The organism is Paracoccus sp. (in: a-proteobacteria) (assembly GCF_030604785.1).
In the GTDB taxonomy this organism is placed as follows: Bacteria; Pseudomonadota; Alphaproteobacteria; order Rhodobacterales; family Rhodobacteraceae; genus Paracoccus.
In genome coordinates, this window is the sequence record NZ_JAUVVF010000005.1 from 65,665 (window position 1) to 81,991 (window position 16,327).

At 68.9% G+C, this 16,327-nt stretch carries 15 protein-coding genes and 2 tRNA genes; 3 read left to right on the top strand and 14 right to left on the bottom strand.

All coding sequences use genetic code 11. The annotated features are described in order from the left end of the window. Positions 1–47 precede the first annotated feature (47 nt). From QAR72_RS03110 to QAR72_RS03160, 11 genes are all read right to left on the bottom strand, one after another. Positions 48–3,179, bottom strand: coding sequence for an efflux RND transporter permease subunit (locus tag QAR72_RS03110; RefSeq protein ID WP_304615902.1), 3,132 nt, complete (start codon positions 3,177–3,179; stop codon positions 48–50). A 10-nt stretch (positions 3,180–3,189) separates the two neighbouring features. Beyond that, positions 3,190–4,398, bottom strand: coding sequence for an efflux RND transporter periplasmic adaptor subunit (locus tag QAR72_RS03115; RefSeq protein ID WP_304615903.1), 1,209 nt, complete (start codon positions 4,396–4,398; stop codon positions 3,190–3,192). A 188-nt stretch (positions 4,399–4,586) separates the two neighbouring features. Beyond that, positions 4,587–4,661, bottom strand: a tRNA-Val gene (locus QAR72_RS03120). A gap of 53 nt (positions 4,662–4,714) precedes the next feature. Next, positions 4,715–5,287: a histidine phosphatase family protein gene (locus QAR72_RS03125; protein WP_304615904.1), complete on the bottom strand. Its 573-nt coding sequence runs from the start codon at positions 5,285–5,287 to the stop codon at positions 4,715–4,717. Between the two features lie 32 nt (positions 5,288–5,319). Further along, positions 5,320–5,393, bottom strand: a tRNA-Gly gene (locus tag QAR72_RS03130). 42 nt (positions 5,394–5,435) lie between these two features. Next, positions 5,436–5,858: a DUF1489 family protein gene (locus QAR72_RS03135; protein ID WP_304615905.1), complete on the bottom strand. Its 423-nt coding sequence runs from the start codon at positions 5,856–5,858 to the stop codon at positions 5,436–5,438. A gap of 131 nt (positions 5,859–5,989) precedes the next feature. Next, entirely contained in the window at positions 5,990–7,324 is a 1,335-nt protein-coding gene (tig, locus tag QAR72_RS03140) for a trigger factor (protein ID WP_304615960.1), read from the bottom strand. Positions 7,325–7,449: 125 nt separating this feature from the next. Continuing rightward, positions 7,450–8,025, bottom strand: coding sequence for a phosphatase PAP2 family protein (locus QAR72_RS03145; RefSeq protein ID WP_304615906.1), 576 nt, complete (start codon positions 8,023–8,025; stop codon positions 7,450–7,452). A 5-nt stretch (positions 8,026–8,030) separates the two neighbouring features. Beyond that, positions 8,031–8,438, bottom strand: a complete 408-nt coding sequence (locus tag QAR72_RS03150; RefSeq protein WP_304615907.1) for a c-type cytochrome — start codon at positions 8,436–8,438, stop codon at positions 8,031–8,033. 79 nt (positions 8,439–8,517) lie between these two features. Beyond that, on the bottom strand, positions 8,518–9,186 hold the full coding sequence (locus QAR72_RS03155) for an ABC transporter ATP-binding protein (protein WP_304615908.1): 669 nt from the start codon (positions 9,184–9,186) through the stop codon (positions 8,518–8,520). Next, positions 9,179–10,480, bottom strand: a complete 1,302-nt coding sequence (locus QAR72_RS03160; RefSeq protein WP_304615909.1) for a lipoprotein-releasing ABC transporter permease subunit — start codon at positions 10,478–10,480, stop codon at positions 9,179–9,181. Before QAR72_RS03160 ends, QAR72_RS03155 begins: the two co-directional genes overlap by 8 nt. Before the next feature lie 136 nt (positions 10,481–10,616). Between QAR72_RS03160 and radA the strand changes: the two genes are divergently transcribed. The 3 genes from radA (at position 10,617) to purF (ending at position 14,250) form a co-directional block, all read left to right on the top strand. After that, entirely contained in the window at positions 10,617–11,981 is a 1,365-nt protein-coding gene (radA, locus tag QAR72_RS03165) for a DNA repair protein RadA (protein WP_304615910.1), read from the top strand. 41 nt (positions 11,982–12,022) lie between these two features. Next, on the top strand, positions 12,023–12,634 hold the full coding sequence (locus tag QAR72_RS03170) for a CvpA family protein (RefSeq protein ID WP_304615911.1): 612 nt from the start codon (positions 12,023–12,025) through the stop codon (positions 12,632–12,634). Positions 12,635–12,759: 125 nt separating this feature from the next. Then, positions 12,760–14,250 carry an amidophosphoribosyltransferase gene (purF, locus tag QAR72_RS03175; RefSeq protein ID WP_304615912.1) on the top strand — a complete coding sequence of 497 codons (1,491 nt, stop codon included), beginning with the start codon at positions 12,760–12,762 and terminating at the stop codon, positions 14,248–14,250. A 70-nt stretch (positions 14,251–14,320) separates the two neighbouring features. Here purF and QAR72_RS03180 read toward each other — a convergent pair whose 3' ends face one another. The 3 genes from QAR72_RS03180 to purE are packed head-to-tail and all read right to left on the bottom strand — an operon-like array spanning position 14,321 to position 16,279. After that, positions 14,321–14,755, bottom strand: a complete 435-nt coding sequence (locus QAR72_RS03180; RefSeq protein WP_304615913.1) for an NUDIX domain-containing protein — start codon at positions 14,753–14,755, stop codon at positions 14,321–14,323. After that, the gene (locus QAR72_RS03185; protein WP_304615914.1) at positions 14,752–15,786 is read right to left on the bottom strand and encodes a 5-(carboxyamino)imidazole ribonucleotide synthase; all 1,035 of its coding nucleotides are present in this window, start codon (positions 15,784–15,786) and stop codon (positions 14,752–14,754) included. Before QAR72_RS03185 ends, QAR72_RS03180 begins: the two co-directional genes overlap by 4 nt. Beyond that, the gene (purE, locus tag QAR72_RS03190) at positions 15,779–16,279 is read right to left on the bottom strand and encodes a 5-(carboxyamino)imidazole ribonucleotide mutase (protein WP_304615915.1); all 501 of its coding nucleotides are present in this window, start codon (positions 16,277–16,279) and stop codon (positions 15,779–15,781) included. The genes QAR72_RS03185 and purE overlap by 8 nt, the downstream gene beginning before the upstream one ends. Positions 16,280–16,327: the final 48 nt, after the last annotated feature.

Consider the following 16,327-nt stretch of genomic DNA (forward strand, 5'->3'; position numbering starts at 1 on the left):
GGCCGCCCCGTAGGGCGGCCCTTTTTCGATCCCCGGATCGCGCGGCCCTATTCGGCGGGCTGAACCGCGCCGCGCCGGGACTGCCGGCGCGCCTCGGCCCGTGCCGCGCGGCGCAGGCGCCGCCGCCCGTCCCAGGCCAGCAGCGTCGGCGTCAGCAGCAGCGTCACCGCCGTCGCCACGACCAGACCGCCCGCGATCCCCGTCGAAAGCTGGATCCAGAACTGCCCCGAAGGCGCCCCGAAATACAGGTCGCGCCCCGCGAAGTCGATCGTCATGCCCAGCACCATCGGCATCAGGCCGATCACCGTCGTCGTCGCGGTCAGGATCACCGGGCGGAAACGCTCGGCGGCGGCGCGACGGGCGGCGCGGTCCGGGTCCAGCCCGTTGCCGCGATGCTCGTTATAGGCGTCGATCAGGACGATGTTGTTGTTCACCACCACCCCGGCCAAAGCCATGATGCCGATGCCGCTCATCACGATCGAGAAGGGCTCCTGCCGGATCATCAGGCCCAGGAACACGCCAGCGATGGAAAAGATGATCGCGGTCAGGATCAGGAAAGCCTGATAGAAGCTGTTCATCTGGATCAACAGGATCGTGAACATCAGGAACAGGGCCACGAAGAAGGCGCCGACAAGGAAGGTCATCGCCTCCTGCTGGTCCTCGATCTCGCCGCCGTAATTGACCTCGACCGTCTCGGGCAGATCAAGCGCCGCGATGGCCGCGCCGATGCGCTGCAACTCGACCGCCAGCGTCGTGCCGGGCGCCAGATCGGCGCTCAGCGTCTGGGTCTCGCGGGCGCCCACGCGGGTGATGGCGGCGGGCGCGGGTGCGGGGATGATCTGCACCACGTTCGAGATCGGCACCTGCCCCGAGGCGACGTTCACCCGCAGATTGGCGAGGTTCTCGAAATTGCGCTGCTCGGGCGGGTAGCGCAGGGTGATGTCCACCTCGTCATCGGCGAAATCGGGCAGATAGGTGCCCAGGCTCACGCCGTTGGTCAGCAGCCGCACGGCGGTACCGATCGTGTCCATGTCCACCCCGTAGCGCGCCGATTCCTCTCGGTCCACGACCAGTCGGATCTCGGGATTGGGGCGCGGCGTGTCATTGGCGATGTCGACGAAGGTGCCCGCCTCGATCATCAGCTGCTCGATCGCCTCGGCGGCGGCCTGCAAGGTCGCGCGGTCCCGGGCCGAGACCTCGATCTGCACCGGGCGCGAAGCCCCCGGCCCGGCCGAGGCGGCCTCGACCTGGATGCCCAGCCCCGGCAGGCTTTCGGTCAGCGCGCGCATCTCGTCGATGATCTCGCCCGAGCGGCGGCGGGTCTGCCAATCCGTGAACTCGACCTGGATCTGCCCGATCACGTCCGAGGACATGTTGCCCCGCACCCGTTCCTCGACCGATCCGATGGTGCGGGAATAGACGCTGTCGATCCCCTCCAGCCCGATCAGGCGGCGCTCGACCAGCTGCACAAGCTGGTCTGCCTCCTGCACCGCGAGGTTGCCGTTCGCGGTGATCTGGACCTGCGCCCGTTCGGCATCGGTCGCGGGGAAGAAATCCACCCCCCGGCCCAGCAGCGAATAGGCGTAGAACACCGCCAGCAGCCCCAGGATCGCCAGCCCGAGCGAGGTGCCCGGCCGCGCGATGGTCCAGCCCGAGAAGCGGTTCATCACCGACGGCACCTCGGCCTCGTCCGGGGCCAGATTGCCGTCGCCGCCCCCGCCCAGCACCGTCCCCGCCACCGGCACGAAGATCAGCGCCATCGCCAGCGACATCAGCAGCGTCGCGATCATCGTCGCGGGCAGGTAGAACATGAACTGCCCCGCCAGGCCCGGCCAGAACAGCAGCGGGAAGAACACCGCCAGCGTCGTCGCGGTCGAGGCCGTGATCGGCCAGGCCATGCGCTGCGCGGCCATGAGGAAGGCGTCGAACTTGTTGTGGCCCTTGGCGATCAGCCGCTCGCCCAGTTCGACCACCACGATGGCGCCGTCGACCAGCATCCCCACGACAAGGATCAGCGCGAACAGCACGATCACGTTCAGCGTGAAGCCAAGCGCCCAGATCACGAGAATGCCGCCGAGGAAAGAGCCCGGGATTGCAACCGCCACCAGAAGCGAGGCGCGCGTGCCCAGAAACAGCACCGTGACAAGCATCACCAGCACCACGGCGGCGATGACGTTGTTCTGCAGATCCGACAGCAGGTCGCGCATCTCGACGGACTGGTCGTTCATGAAATCGACCTGAACCTGACCCGGCCAGCCCGAAATCGTCCGGTTCACCTCGGCGCGCACGGCCTCGACCGTGTCGATCACGTTGGCGCCCGCGGATTTCCGCACGTCGATGGCCAGGGCGGGCTGGCCGTCGATGCGGGCATAGCTGACAGGGTCCTTGAAGGTCTGGCGCACCTCGGCCACGTCCTGCACCCGCAGGACGGTCGGGCCGTTGACCAGAACCGGGATCGACATGATTTCGTCCAGCCGCACGACCGTGCCGGGGATCGACACGCCCAGCCGCCCCGCGCCGGTATCGAAACTGCCCACCGCGATCAGCTGGTTGTTGGCCTGCACCGCCTGCGACAGCTGCCCGGGCGAGATGCCGTAGGTCTCCATCGCAAGGGGGTCGATCAGAACCTCAAGCTGGTCCTCGCGGTCACCGGTCAGGTCGGCCTGAAGCACGCCGCTGACCGTCTCGATCCGGTCGGCCAGCTGGCGGCCCAGACGGATCAGCTCCCGCTCGGGGACATGGCCCGACAGCGCGACCGTCAGGATCGGGAACATCGACATGTCGATCTCGCGCACGAAGGGGCCGTCCGCGCCCTGCGGGATGTCGGGACCGGCATCGTCCACCGCATCCTTGACCGATTGCAGCGCCGTGTCCTGATCGAAGCCGGGCCGGAATTCCAGCTGGACCGAGGCGAAGCCCTCGCTGGCCTTGGTGGTCATGCGCCGCAGCCCCTCCAGCGCGTTGACCTGCCGTTCGATCGGCTCGGCCAGCAGCTTGGCGGCATCCTCGGCGCTGACGCCGCTATAGGTGACGTTCACGATGAAGATCGGGATGTCGACCTCGGGCATCGATTCCTTCGGGATCGACACATAGGCGTAGAAGCCCGACAGAAGCAGCGCGAACATCACCAGGACGATGGTCCGCGAACGCGAGAAGGCTGCCGCGATCATCCCGTTCATGGCTGCCCCCTCAATTCTCGGCCGACGGCGCCGGCGCGTCGGGATCCGCGGCCCCGATCAGCGCCGCCGCCGCTTCGGCCTCGGCCGAATCCGGGTCGGCGGCCGCCGGTCCGGGCGCCGGCGCTTCGGTGCCGCCGCCCAGCACGCTGCGGAATTCCTCGGGCGTCTCGGACACAAGCGCCCGCTGGCCGTCATTCAGCGCCCCCTGCGAGATGGTCACGATCTGCACCTCGTCGGGCAGGCCGGTGGCCCAGATCGCCTCGGCGCGGGCCTGAACGATGTCGATGGGCGCGAAACGCAGCGTCTCGCCATCGGGCTCGACGATCATCACGCCGATCCGCCCGGCATCGTCCAGCCGCACAAGCGCGGGCGAAATGCGATGCGCGACCTGTTCGGCCAGGGACAGCGCGATCTCGGCCGACAGGCCCGCCGGAACGGCGCTGTCGGGGTTCGGGATCTCGATCTCGACGCGGAAGGTGCGGGTTTCGGGCGTGGCCACGGGCGAGATGAAGCTCACCCGCCCCTCGGCCTCGCGCCCGCCCTGAAAGGCGACCTCCGCCCGCTGGCCAAGCGAGACCGAGGTGATCTCGTTCTGGCGCACCTCGATCTGGGCAATCAGCGGATCGTTGTTCACGATCTCAAGCACCTCGCCGCCCGATTGCACGAAGCTGCCCACCTCGGCCAGCACATTGCTTACCGTGCCGGTGATCGGCGCGCGAAGCCGCGTATTGTCCAGTTCCAGCTCGGCCGCGCGCAGCCCCGCCCGCGCGGCCTCCAACGCGGCAAAGCGCGATTGCAGCTCGGCCTCGGATGTCACGCCGCGCTCGCGCAATTGCCGCGCGGCCTCGTGATCGCGCTCGGCCGAGCGCAGTTCCGCCTCGGCCCGCGCCACGCCCGCCTGCCGGTCATCGGCCGACAGCCGCGCGATCTGGGCGCCCTGCTCGACCGCATCGCCCTGGCGCACGACCTCCTCGACGATGCCCGCCGTCCGCGCGCGCAGGATCGAGGTCTGGTTCGGCACGATATTGCCATACAGAACCACGCGCGGCTGGATGCGTTCGGCCGTGCTGAGATGGGCCGCGACATTGGGCAGCGGCGGCTCGACGCGGGCGGGCTGTTCGGGCGGCGTGCGGTTCAGCATGCCCCCGCCGATCCAGACGACCAGCAGGGCAAGGATCGCCAGAAAGACCAGCGTGGACGACGATTTCAATCGCGACATTGGCAAACACTCAGGCTCGAGGCACGATGGCCGTTGGACAGGCGCAACCGCCCCAAGAAATGGCTGCCGGACCGGGCAAGCAACAGATGGACAGCCGCAGGGGCAAGGTCAACCGCCGGAACCAGAAACGCGGCTCCGCCGACGGATCATGCTTCACGATTGCTTGTTCATGCCCGATCTGCCGGCGATGGTGGCCCGTGAGAGATTCGAACTCCCGACCGGCCCGGTGTAAACGGGACGCTCTACCACTGAGCTAACGGGCCATCCGCAGCCGCGCGCATCGAACCCCAAAGTGCGGCGAATGGCAAGCCCGCGATCAGCCGCAATCCTCGGGATGGCGCAGCACCTGCGGCACGCCGCCCCGCAGCGCCAGGACCCGGCCCTGATCGACCGGCGCCTCGTGCAGGCGCGACCGCCCCGCTCCCGTGACCAGTGCCCAGATCATCCGCAGCGTGATCCCGTGGCTGACAATCAGGACAGGCCCCGTCAGGCGCGCCAGAAAGCCCGCCATCCGCGTCTCCAGCGCGGCCAGCCCCTCGCCGCCGGGCAGCGCGTCATACCAGCCCAGATCGCCCGCCCCGAACAGGCCGGGTCGTTCGCGTTCCAGATCGGCCATCAGCCGGCCGGCGGCCGTTCCCAGCCCGATCTCGCGCAAGGCGGGATCACAGGTGAAGCCGTCCGGAAAGACGATCCGAGCGGTCGCCACGGCCCGCCCCTGCGGACTGGCCAGATGCAGCCCCGGCAGGCCCGCGACCAGCGCCGCCTGCCAGTCTGCCTGCCGCTGGCCGCGCGGCGTCAGGGGCGAATCATGGGCGCCCTGCAGACGGCCCTCGGCGTTCCAGACGGTCTCGCCATGGCGCATCAGCCACAGATCGGGAAAGGCGCTCACATCGGGCCCGGCGCGTGACGGAATGGGGGGATTGGAGCGGGTGAAGGGAATCGAACCCTCGTCGTAAGCTTGGGAAGCTTCTGCTCTACCATTGAGCTACACCCGCGAACATGATCCGCGTAACCCAAGGCCCGCGCAGCGTCAAGCCTCAGCGCAGCCCCATCTCGGCCAGGGCTGCGGCCACGGCGGGCGGCAGCGGCGTCTCGGCCTCGCGCGAGGCGGGAAGGTCCGGCGGCGCATCCTTGGCCTCCAGATAGCGCCAGCCCTGGAACGGCCGGCGCGGCACGGCAGCGACCGGCACCAGCGCGCGGTCCAGAACCAGCCCGCAGCGGCGCACGCCGTCGCCGCCCTCGACCGGCTCCAGCGCCAAGATGCGCTGGCGGGCCAGCATCACGCCCTTGAACACCCAGTAGATAGAGCCGCCCTCAAGCAGCTCGGCATCGCGCTTGGGCCACATCCGGGTGACGTGGCGCGCGGGTGCGCGGCCGAAATGGCTGGCCTGCCATGCGGCCAGATCACCGGGGCCCTCGGCCCCGACACACAGCTTCATCAGATGCAGTTTCGCGCTCATGCCCGACAGGTAATGCCCCCGCCTGCGACACTCAAGCGGCAAGCCCGCGCCGTGGCGCCGCAGGAATACGAAACGGGGCCGCACCAGTTGATGCGACCCCGTCCGTCATTCAGCCGCGCAGGCGGCGGGGATCAAAGCTCGTCCAGCTTCTCGACGGCCTGTTCCAGCTCTTCCTTGGTCACGGTCTTTTCCTCGACCTTGGCCAGCGAGGCGATGTGGTCGATCACCTTGTCCTCGAAGATCGGCGCGCGAAGCTGCTGCTGGGCGCCCTGATTCTGCTGGATGAACTCGAAGAAGGCACGCTCCTGACCCGGATATTGACGGGCGGCGCGCAGGACGGCCTGCGTCATCTCCTGGTCGGTGACGGTCACTTCGGCCTTCTGGCCGATCTCGGCCAGCAGCAGGCCCAGACGCACGCGGCGCTCGGCCAGCTTCTTGTGCTCGTCGGTCGGCTCGATGGCGCCGTGATTGTGGTCGTGAACCTCGGGGTTCTCCTCGTGCCACAGCTGGTGGGCGATCTGCTGGGCCTCGGCCTCGACCAGCGATTCGGGCAGATCGAAGCTGACGGTCGCGTCCAGCTGGTCCAGCAGGGCGCGCTTCATCACCTGACGCGCGGCGCCGGCATATTCGGCCTCCAGACGGTCCGAGATCTGCTTCTTCAGCGCCTCGAGATCCTCGGCGCCGAACTTCTTGGCCAGCTCGTCATCGATCTCAGCGGCCTTGGGGGCCTTCACGGCCTTGACCTTGCATTCGAAGATCGCGTCCTTGCCGGCCAGATGGGCGGCGCCGTATTCCTCGGGGAACTTGACCTCGACCTTGACCTCGTCATCGGTCTTGGCGCCGACCAGCTGCGCCTCGAAGCCAGGGATGAAGCTGTTCGAGCCCAGAACCAGCGGGTAATCCTCGGCCTCGCCGCCCTCGAAGGCCTCGCCATCGACGAAGCCCTTGAAGTCGATCACGACCTGATCGCCGTCCTTGGCCTTGTGGTTCTTCTTGCGCTCTTCGAAGCTTTGGGCCGATTTCGCCAGGTTTTCCAGCGCCTCGGTCACGGCGGCCTCTTCGGCCTCGACCTTCAGCTTCTCCAGGCTCAGGGCCGACAGATCGACCTCGGGGATGGCGGGCAGCGCCTCGTAGGTGACGTTGACGACGACGTCATCGCCTTCCTTCCAGGTCTCGCCGCCTTCCATCTCGACCTTGGGCTGGGTCGCGGGACGGTCGCCCGAGGTCTCCAGATGATTGCGCAGCGCGCCATCGATGGCTTCCTGCATCGCATCGCCCAGAACGCGGGGGCCGAACTGCTTCTTCAGCATGGCCATCGGGACCTTGCCCTTGCGGAAGCCCTTCATCTCGACCTCGGGCTGCGCCTCTTTCAGCTTGGCATCGACCGTGGCCGCCAGATCGGCAGCGGGCAGCGTGAACTGGTAGCCGCGCTTAAGACCTTCGTTCCGGGTTTCCTTGACCTGCATCATCGTCCTCATGTCTGAAAGGGCCACCGGCTGCGGCGGCCCGGAAATTTGCGTCGTTCTAGTCGTGCAAGGCCCGTGCTGCAAGCAGATAGAGGCCGCGCGCCCCGCCGGCCCGGCCCGCGGCCCTAAAACCGCATGCCCAGGCTGAAATCGACCCCCTGCCCGCCGATCCCGAACGAGGCCGCCCCGAAACCGATCCCGATCAGCGCCCCGGCTGCGACCTGCCGGCCGTCATGCTGGCCCGCGCCGATGCGGCTCAGCGCCGTAGCCCCCGCCGCGCCGTAGACCGCAGCGCCGGCCGCCGGATCGTCGGGCCAGCACTTGCCCGCCAGATCCGCCGCGCCGAACCCCGCCGCCGCCGCATGGCCCGAGGGGAAGCCCCGCCCGCCGCCATTCGGCCGCCGCCCGATCGCCTGCCCGTCGGTCAGCGATTTCAGTCCCAGGACCAGCCCGGCCTGCAGTATCCCGCGCAGCGCGAATTCCTCCAGCCTGTCGTCGCGATGCGCGCAGAGCGCGGCGGCAGCGGGCAGCGCGTATTTCATCACCGTGCCGAACCGCTCGGCCGCGCTTTCGGGCGCGGGCGCGGGCGCGTCGCCGGGCACCAGCGCCAGCGGCACGACCGGCCCGCCCGCGACATGGACGGAATCCGCCCAGCCCGCCCCCGGCAGGGCCAGCGCGATCATCAGGGCAAGGCCGCGCATGGGGCTCAGCGCTGCAGGCTCTGGACGTAATCGGCCAGCGCGACCAGCCGCGCGGGCGTGGGCACGGTCTGGCCCGATCCGTCGTCGAACATGACCTGCGGGCCCTCCAGCAGGTCCGAGAATTGCGGCATCGGGCTTTCGCTGCGGCCCATCGTGTAGCCCGCGATATGGCCCATCACCTGCGTCTTGGGGAACACCCCGCCATTGCGGCGCATGACCAGCGTGACATCGGCGGGCGCAGGCTCCATCCCCTCGGCCAGCGGGCCGCCGCCGCGCCCGTCATTGCCGTGGCAGGCCGCGCAATAGGCCGCGAAATCGGCCCGCGCCCCGCCCGGCCCCGCCTCGGGCGCGCAGGCCGCGACCAGCGCGGTCAGCCCCAGACCCGTCCCCAAAGCCAGAAAAAGTGCCCGCATGTCGTTCCCCGTCTCGTTGTTCTTCTGCCCGCCGCAGGATGCCCGCAAGCCCGGCCTGCGGCAAGCCCGCACGACCCCCTCAGACCGGCACGCCCAGCCCGATCACCCGGTCCATCCTCGCGGCCAGCGCATGGTTATGAGTGGCGATCAGCGCCGACAGCCCCGTCTCGCGCACCAGCCCCATCAGCATGTCGAAGACCCGGTCCGAGGTCTCGGGGTCCAGATTGCCCGTCGGCTCGTCGGCCAGCAGCAGAGAGGGCCGGTTGGCCAGCGCCCGGCAGAAGGCCACGCGCTGCTGCTCGCCGCCCGAAAGCTGCGCGGGGCGATGATCGGCGCGGTGGCTCAGGCCCACCCGCGCCAACAGGTCATCCGCCCGCGCCCGCGCCTCGCGCGCGGCCACGCCCTCGGCCAGCTGCGGCAGCACGATATTCTCGGCGGCGCTGAATTCGGGCAGCAGATGGTGGAACTGATAGACGAAGCCCAGAGCGCGCCGCCGCGCCAGCGTGCGCTCGCGGTCGGGCAGGCCCGTCATGTCGCGCCCGTTCAGCAGGATGCGCCCGGCATCGGGCGTGTCCAGCAGGCCCGCAATGTGCAGCAGCGTGGACTTGCCCGCCCCCGAAGGCGCGACCAGCGCCACGACCTCGCCCCGCGCGACGCTCAGGCTCAGGCCGCGCAGAACCTCGACCGGGGCCGGGCCGCCAAGCCCATAGGTCTTGCCGATCCCTTCCAGCGCCAGAACGTCACTCATACCGCAGGGCCTCCACCGGGTTCATCCGCGCCGCCCGGCGCGCGGGAAAGATCGTCACGATGAAGGACAGGGCCAGCGACAGGCCGACCGCCCGCCCGATATCCCACAGCCGCAATTCGGCGGGCAGACGGTAGATGCCGCGCACTTCCGGCTGCCAGGCCCCGCCACCGGTCAGCGCGTTCAGCGCCGCCATGATGTTCTCGACGTTCAGCGCCAGCAGGACGCCCAGAACCACCCCCGCCGCTGTGCCGATCACGCCGGTGAAGGCGCCGCACAGGAAGAAGACCCGCAGCACCGACCCCTCGGTCAGGCCCATCGTGCGCAGGATGCCGATATCGCGGCCCTTGTTCTTGACCAGCATGATCAGGCCGCTGGTGATGTTCATGGACGCGATCAGCACCAGAACCGACAGGATGACGAACATCACGTCATCCTCCATGTCCAGAGCCGCCAGAAACGACCCCGAGGCGTTGCGCCAGTTCCAGACCTGCGCCCCCTCTCCGGCGGCCTCCAGCAAAGGCCAGGTCCAGTCGTCCACCCGCTCGGGATCGCTGACGAAGATCTCGATCTCGTCGGCCACACCCTCGCGGTTGAAATAGCTCTGCGCCTCGGCCAGCGGCATGTAGATCCGCGTCCGGTCGATGTCGTAGCGCCCCGCGGAAAAGACAAAGACGACCTCATAGGCATTCACCCGCGGCGTCGTGCCAAAGGCCGTGCGCGCGCCCTCGGGCGCGATCAGCCGCACCCGGTCGCCCACCCCCAGCCCCAGCTCGCGCGCGATGCCCGACCCGATGGCGATCCCCTCCTCGAACCGCGCCAGATCGCCCATCGAGGTCGCCGGATCCACGATCCGCTCCATCGCCTCCAGATCGGCGCGGCTGATCCCGAAGACCTCGGCCACGTTCGAGGCGTCATTGGCGCTGGCCATGACCTGCCCCTTGATCACGGCGGCGGTGCGCGTGACACCCGGCACGGCAGCCAGGCGGGCGGCCATCTCCTCGTAATCGGTGATCCGGCCGGGCACGATATAAACATCGTCGGTAAAGGCGTTCGTCACCCGCTGCGGCGCCATGTAGACGGTCGTATGGGCATTCGCGCCCAGGATCGTGTCCACGAATTCGGCCCGGAACCCGGCCCGGACGGCCAGCGTCGCGATCAGCGCCATCACGCCCAGCGCGATGCCGATCAGGCTGATCCAGGTCATGACGCTGACGCCGCCCTCGGCGCGGCGGGCACGCAGATAGCGCCAGGCGATCAGGAATTCGAAACGCGAAAAGGGTCGGGTCGCGGCCATGGGCTCAAGCCTCTGATAACTCGCGCGGACCCTGACCCCGCGGCCCGCGAAGATCAAGCCGACAAGAGCGTGAGGGCTTCTTCGTTGCCAAAATACCCATCTTGCGACCCCAGCTGCCGGGTGCGACATAGCGGGCATGGCGAAATCCTCATCGGCCTTCACCTGCACCGCCTGCGGCGCGGCCCACAAGAAATGGGCCGGGCGCTGCGATGCCTGCGGGGAATGGAACAGCATCATCGAAGAGGCCCCCCTGTCGCAAGGTCCGGGCCGCGGCCTCGGCGCGCACAAGGGCCGCGCCGTGCCCCTGTCGAACCTCTCGACCACCGAGCCGCCGCCGCCGCGCAGCCGCTCGGGGATGGAGGAATTCGACCGGGTGCTGGGCGGCGGCCTCGTCCCCGGCTCGGCGCTCTTGGTGGGCGGCGATCCGGGCATCGGCAAGTCCACGCTGCTGCTCCAGCACGCCGCCGCCCTGTCGCGGACGGGTCGGCAGGCGATCTACTTCTCGGGCGAGGAGGCCAGCGCACAGGTCCGCATGCGCGCCATGCGGCTGGGCCTTGCCGATGCGCCGATGCGGCTGGGTGCCGAGACGAACCTGCGCGACATCCTCACCACGCTCGAGGCCGAACGCCCCGATCTGGCCGTGATCGATTCGATCCAGACCCTCTGGTCCGATACGATCGAGGCCGCGCCGGGCAGCGTGGCGCAGGTCCGCGCCAGCGCGCACGAGCTTGTGACCTTCGCCAAGAGGCGCGGCGTCGCCGTGATCCTCGTGGGCCATGTCACCAAGGAGGGCCAGATCGCCGGCCCCCGCGTGGTCGAGCACATGGTCGATTGCGTCCTCTATTTCGAGGGCGAGCGCGGCCACCAGTTCCGCATCCTGCGCTCGGTCAAGAACCGCTTCGGCCCCTCGGGCGAGATCGGCGTCTTCGAGATGACCGGCAGCGGCCTCTCCGAGGTCGCCAACCCCTCGGCGCTGTTCCTGTCCGAACGCGGCCAGCCCATCGCGGGCAGCGCGGTCTTTGCCGGGATCGAGGGCACCCGCCCCGTCCTGACCGAGGTGCAGGCCCTGGTCGCCCCCTCGACGCTGGCCTCGCCGCGCCGGACGGTGGTGGGCCTCGATTCGGGGCGCGTCTCGACGATCCTCGCCGTGCTGGAAGCCCGCTGCGGCATCCCCTTTGCCGGGCTCGACGTCTTCCTGAACGTGGCGGGCGGGATGAAGGTCGTCGAACCCGCCGCCGACCTCGCCATCGCGGGCGCGCTGCTCTCGGCGCGCGAGGACAGCGCCCTTCCGCCCGAGGCCGTGCTTTTCGGGGAAATCAGCCTGTCGGGCGCGCTGCGGCCCGTGGGTCAGGCGGAAAACCGGTTGAAAGAGGCGCAGAAACTTGGTTTCACACAAGCGATTTTGCCCGAGGCCCAGAAGGTCGAGGGCCAGGGCGGCATGGCGCAAAGGCGCATCGCCGACCTGACGGGATTTGTGGGCGAGGTCTTCGGCGCCGGCTGAACCGCCTGAAATGCAAGCAGAACCGGCGCAGGGGCAAGCTTATGGACGGTTTCACGATCATTGACGCGGTGGTGGCGGGTGTCATCATCCTCTCGGCGATCCTCGCCTGGTCTCGCGGCTTCGTGCGCGAATCGCTGGCGATCCTCGGCTGGATCGCGGCCGCCGTGCTGGCCTTCATCTTCGCGCCGACCGTGCGCCCGATGATCGCACAGCTGCCGGTGGTTGACCGCTTCATGTCCGACAGCTGCGAACTGGCCACGATCGCGGCCTTCGCGGTCGTCTTCGCGCTGGCGCTGGTGATCTTCTCGATCATCACGCCGCTCTTCTCCTCGGTCGTGCAGCGCTCGGCGCTGGGCGGGGTGGATCAGGGGATCGGCTTCCTCTTCGGCGTGGCGCGCGGCATCCTTCTCGTGGCGATCGCCTTCATCGTCTATGACCGCGTGATGGTCACCCAGCAGGTCGCCATGGTCGAACAATCGCGCTCGGCCCAGGTCTTCGAGCGGATGCGCCTGTCGATGGATGACAGCATCCCCGAGGACGCGCCGGGCTGGATCGTGAACCGCTACGAACAGATGGTGCGCGACTGCACCGCGCCCGCCGGCTCTGCCCCGCTGCCGACCACCGCGCCCGCGCCCGCCCCTGCCGCGAACTGAGGCACACGCAAAAGCGACAGCATTGTGACGAAAAAGCGCCCCCGCAGCCCTGCGGGGGCGTGACTTATGGGGCCAATCGGACTAAAGGTCCGGCGACAGCTAGCAGCCATCGAGGCCCCAAGCCGATGCAACCTTTCCTGGCCCATCCCTTCGATTCGGACCGCCTGCACGAGGAATGCGGCATCTTCGGCGCCATCGGCGTGGCGGATGCGGCGAATTTCGTCGCACTCGGCCTGCATGCGCTTCAGCATCGCGGGCAAGAGGCCGGGGGCATCGTCGCCCACGACCCCGAACACGGGTTCAACAGCGCCCACCGCTTCGGCTATGTGCGCGACAACTTCACCAAGCCCGACCTGATGGCGACCCTGCCCGGTTCGCTGGCGATCGGCCATGTGCGCTATTCGACGGCCGGAACCAAGGCCAATACCGCGATCCGCGACGTGCAGCCCTTCTTCGGCGAATTCCACATGGGCGGCTGCGCCATCGCCCATAACGGCAACATCACCAATGCCGCCGCCCTGCGCCGCGAGCTGATCGAGCGCGGCTCGATCTTCCAGTCCAGCTCGGACAGCGAATGCATCATCCACCTGATGGCCCGCTCGATCCAGCGCAACATCCCCGAGCGGATGAAGGACGCCCTGCGCCGGATCGAGGGCGCCTTCAGCGTCATCGCCATGACCCGCACCAAGCTGATCGGCGTGCGCGACCCCCTGGGCGTACGCCCGCTGGTCCTGGGCAAGGTCGGCGAAGAGGGGTTCGTCCTCGCCTCGGAAACCTGCGCGCTGGACATCATCGGCGCCGAGTTCCTGCGCGAGATCGAGCCGGGCGAGATGGTCGTCATCTCGAAAGGCCAGATCGAAAGCTCGCGCCCCTTCGGCCCGTCCACCGGGCGGTTCTGCATCTTCGAGCATGTCTATTTCTCGCGCCCCGATTCCATCATCGGCGGGCGGTCGGTCTATGAAACGCGCCGCCAGATCGGCGTGGAACTGGCCCGCGAGGCGCCGGTCGAGGCGGATCTCGTCTGCCCCGTCCCCGACAGCGGCACCCCGGCCGCCATCGGCTTCGCGCAGGAATCGGGCATCCCCTACGGGATGGGGATCATCCGCAACCAGTATATGGGCCGGACCTTCATCGAGCCGACGGACCAGATCCGCAACATGGGCGTGCGGCTGAAGCTGAACGTGAACCGCGCGCTGATCGCGGGCAAGCGCGTCGTGCTGGTCGATGACAGCGTGGTGCGCGGCACGACCAGCCGCAAGATCAAGGACATGATCCTGGATGCCGGCGCGGCCGAGGTGCATTTCCGCATCGCCTCGCCCCCCACAGCCTGGCCGTGCTTCTACGGCGTCGATACGCCCGACCGCGAGAAGTTGCTGGCCGCGAACATGTCCACCGAAGAGATGCGCGACTGGATCGGCGTGGACAGCCTGTCCTTCGTCTCGCTGGACGGGCTTTACCGCGCCGTGGGCGAGGCCGAGGGCCGCAATGCGAAATGCCCGCAATATTGCGATGCCTGCTTCTCGGGCGATTACCCGGTCGCGCCCTTCGACCAGCTCGAGCGCGGGTTCCGCATGAAGGCCGGGTCCGAGACGGCCGGGAAGATGGCGGCCGAGTGAATGCGTCCCGCGAGGGCCGGGGGCGCTTCGCCCCCCGGACCCCCCGAGGATATTTGCACCAAGGCAAAGATCAGGGGACGATGCGTTCCAGCGCGTCGTAGGTGGCCGGGCCGTGGCGCCAGATCGCTTGGCACAGGCTGTCGGGCTTATGGCGAAGCGCGGCCAGTTCGTCGCGCGTGACCCAGCGGGCGCGGTTCACGATGCCCTCGGGATCCACGAGGGTGAGCGTTGGCGGACCGGTCAGCGTGGCGCGGAAATGGATCTCGACCTGATGGAAGCCGCGTTCGGGATCGTGGAATTCGTTGATCAAGAAAGGCTGGCCCACCGCGATGGTCAGGCCGGTTTCCTCGGCCACTTCGCGGGCCAGGTTCTCGGGCAGCGAGGCATGGGGATCGACCCCGCCCCCCGGCAGGCACCAGAGGTCCGAGGCCTGGCCGGGATAGGCGTTCACCACCAGAACCCGCCCCGCATCGAGGATCGCGGCGCGGACCGCGAGCCGGATCATCCGGTGATCCGGTTCACATGGCCCATCTTGCGGCCCGGCCGCGCCTCGCCCTTGCCGTAGAGATGGATCTGCGTGCGGGGCCGGGCCAGCAGGTCGGGCACGCGCGCCATGTCGTCGCCGATCAGGTTCTCCATCACCACATCGGCATGGCGCTTGCCGTCGCCCAAGGGCAGGCCCGCAACCGCGCGGATATGCTGTTCGAACTGGTCGACCGCGCAGCCCGCCTGCGTCCAGTGGCCGGAATTGTGCACGCGCGGCGCGATCTCGTTCACGATCAGGCCGTCCGGCGTCACGAAGAGCTCCACCCCCATCACGCCGACATAATCCAGCGCATTGGCGATCCGCGCCGCGATCAGGACCGCATCCGTGGTCAGCCGCGCGGGCAGGCCGCAGGGGATCGTCGTCGTCCGCAGGATGCCGCCCTCATGGACGTTCAGCCCCGGATCATAGGCGGCGGTCTGGCCATCGGCGCCGCGGGCGATGATGACGCTGATCTCGGCCGAGAAATCGACGAAACCCTCGAGGATCGAGGGCGCGCCGGTCCATTCGTCGGGGCCGTCCCCGATGCGGACCTGCCCCTTGCCGTCATAGCCCATCCGCCGCGTCTTCAGGATCGAGGGCCGCCCGATCCGGGCGATCGCGTCGTCCAGCGCGCCCTGATCGGGCACGTCGGCAAAGGGGGCGGTCGCCAGCCCGATCTCGTTCAGGAAGGTCTTCTCGGTCAGCCGGTCCTGCGACACGGCCAGGGCCCGCCTGCCGGGCCGGATCGGGCGCAGCGATTCCAGCAGGTCCAGCGCAGAGGTCGGCACGTTCTCGAATTCGTAGGTGATCACGTCCACGCTTTCGGCGAAGGCGCGCAGCGCGGCCTCGTCCTCATAGGGGGCGGTGGTCAGGCGCCAGGCCACGTCGCCCGCAGGCGCGGCGCCGGGCTCGTAGATATGGCAGCGCAGGCCAAGGCGGCTGGCCGCCGCCGACAGCATCCGGCCCAGCTGGCCGCCGCCCAGAATGCCGATCGTGCGGATATCATTCATCGGAGGGCACCTCGGGGATCGAGGCCGACAGGGCCGCGCGCCAGTCGTCCAGACGCTCGGCCAAAGCGGAATCGCTCAGCGCCAGGATGCCAGCGGCCATCAGCCCGGCATTCGCCGCGCCCGCAGCCCCGATGGCCATGGTGGCGACCGGATAGCCCTTGGGCATCTGCACGATGGAATAGAGCGAATCGACCCCGGACAGGGCCTTGGTCTGGACCGGCACGCCCACGACCGGGATGCGCGTCTTCGAGGCCATCATGCCCGGCAGATGGGCCGCGCCCCCTGCCCCGGCGATGATCACCTTGAGCCCGCGCGACGCCGCCGCGCGCCCGTAATCCCACAGCCGGTCGGGCGTGCGATGCGCACTGACGATGCGCGCCTCATAGGGGATGCCCAGCTCGTCCAGCACCTGCGCGGCCTCGCGCATGGTGGGCCAGTCGGACTGGCTTCCCATGATGATCCCGACCTCGACCTGTCCTGCGATGTCCGCCATGCTCACGCCCCTCTGCCGCCTTGCGACCCCGCATAGCGCGACGGCGGG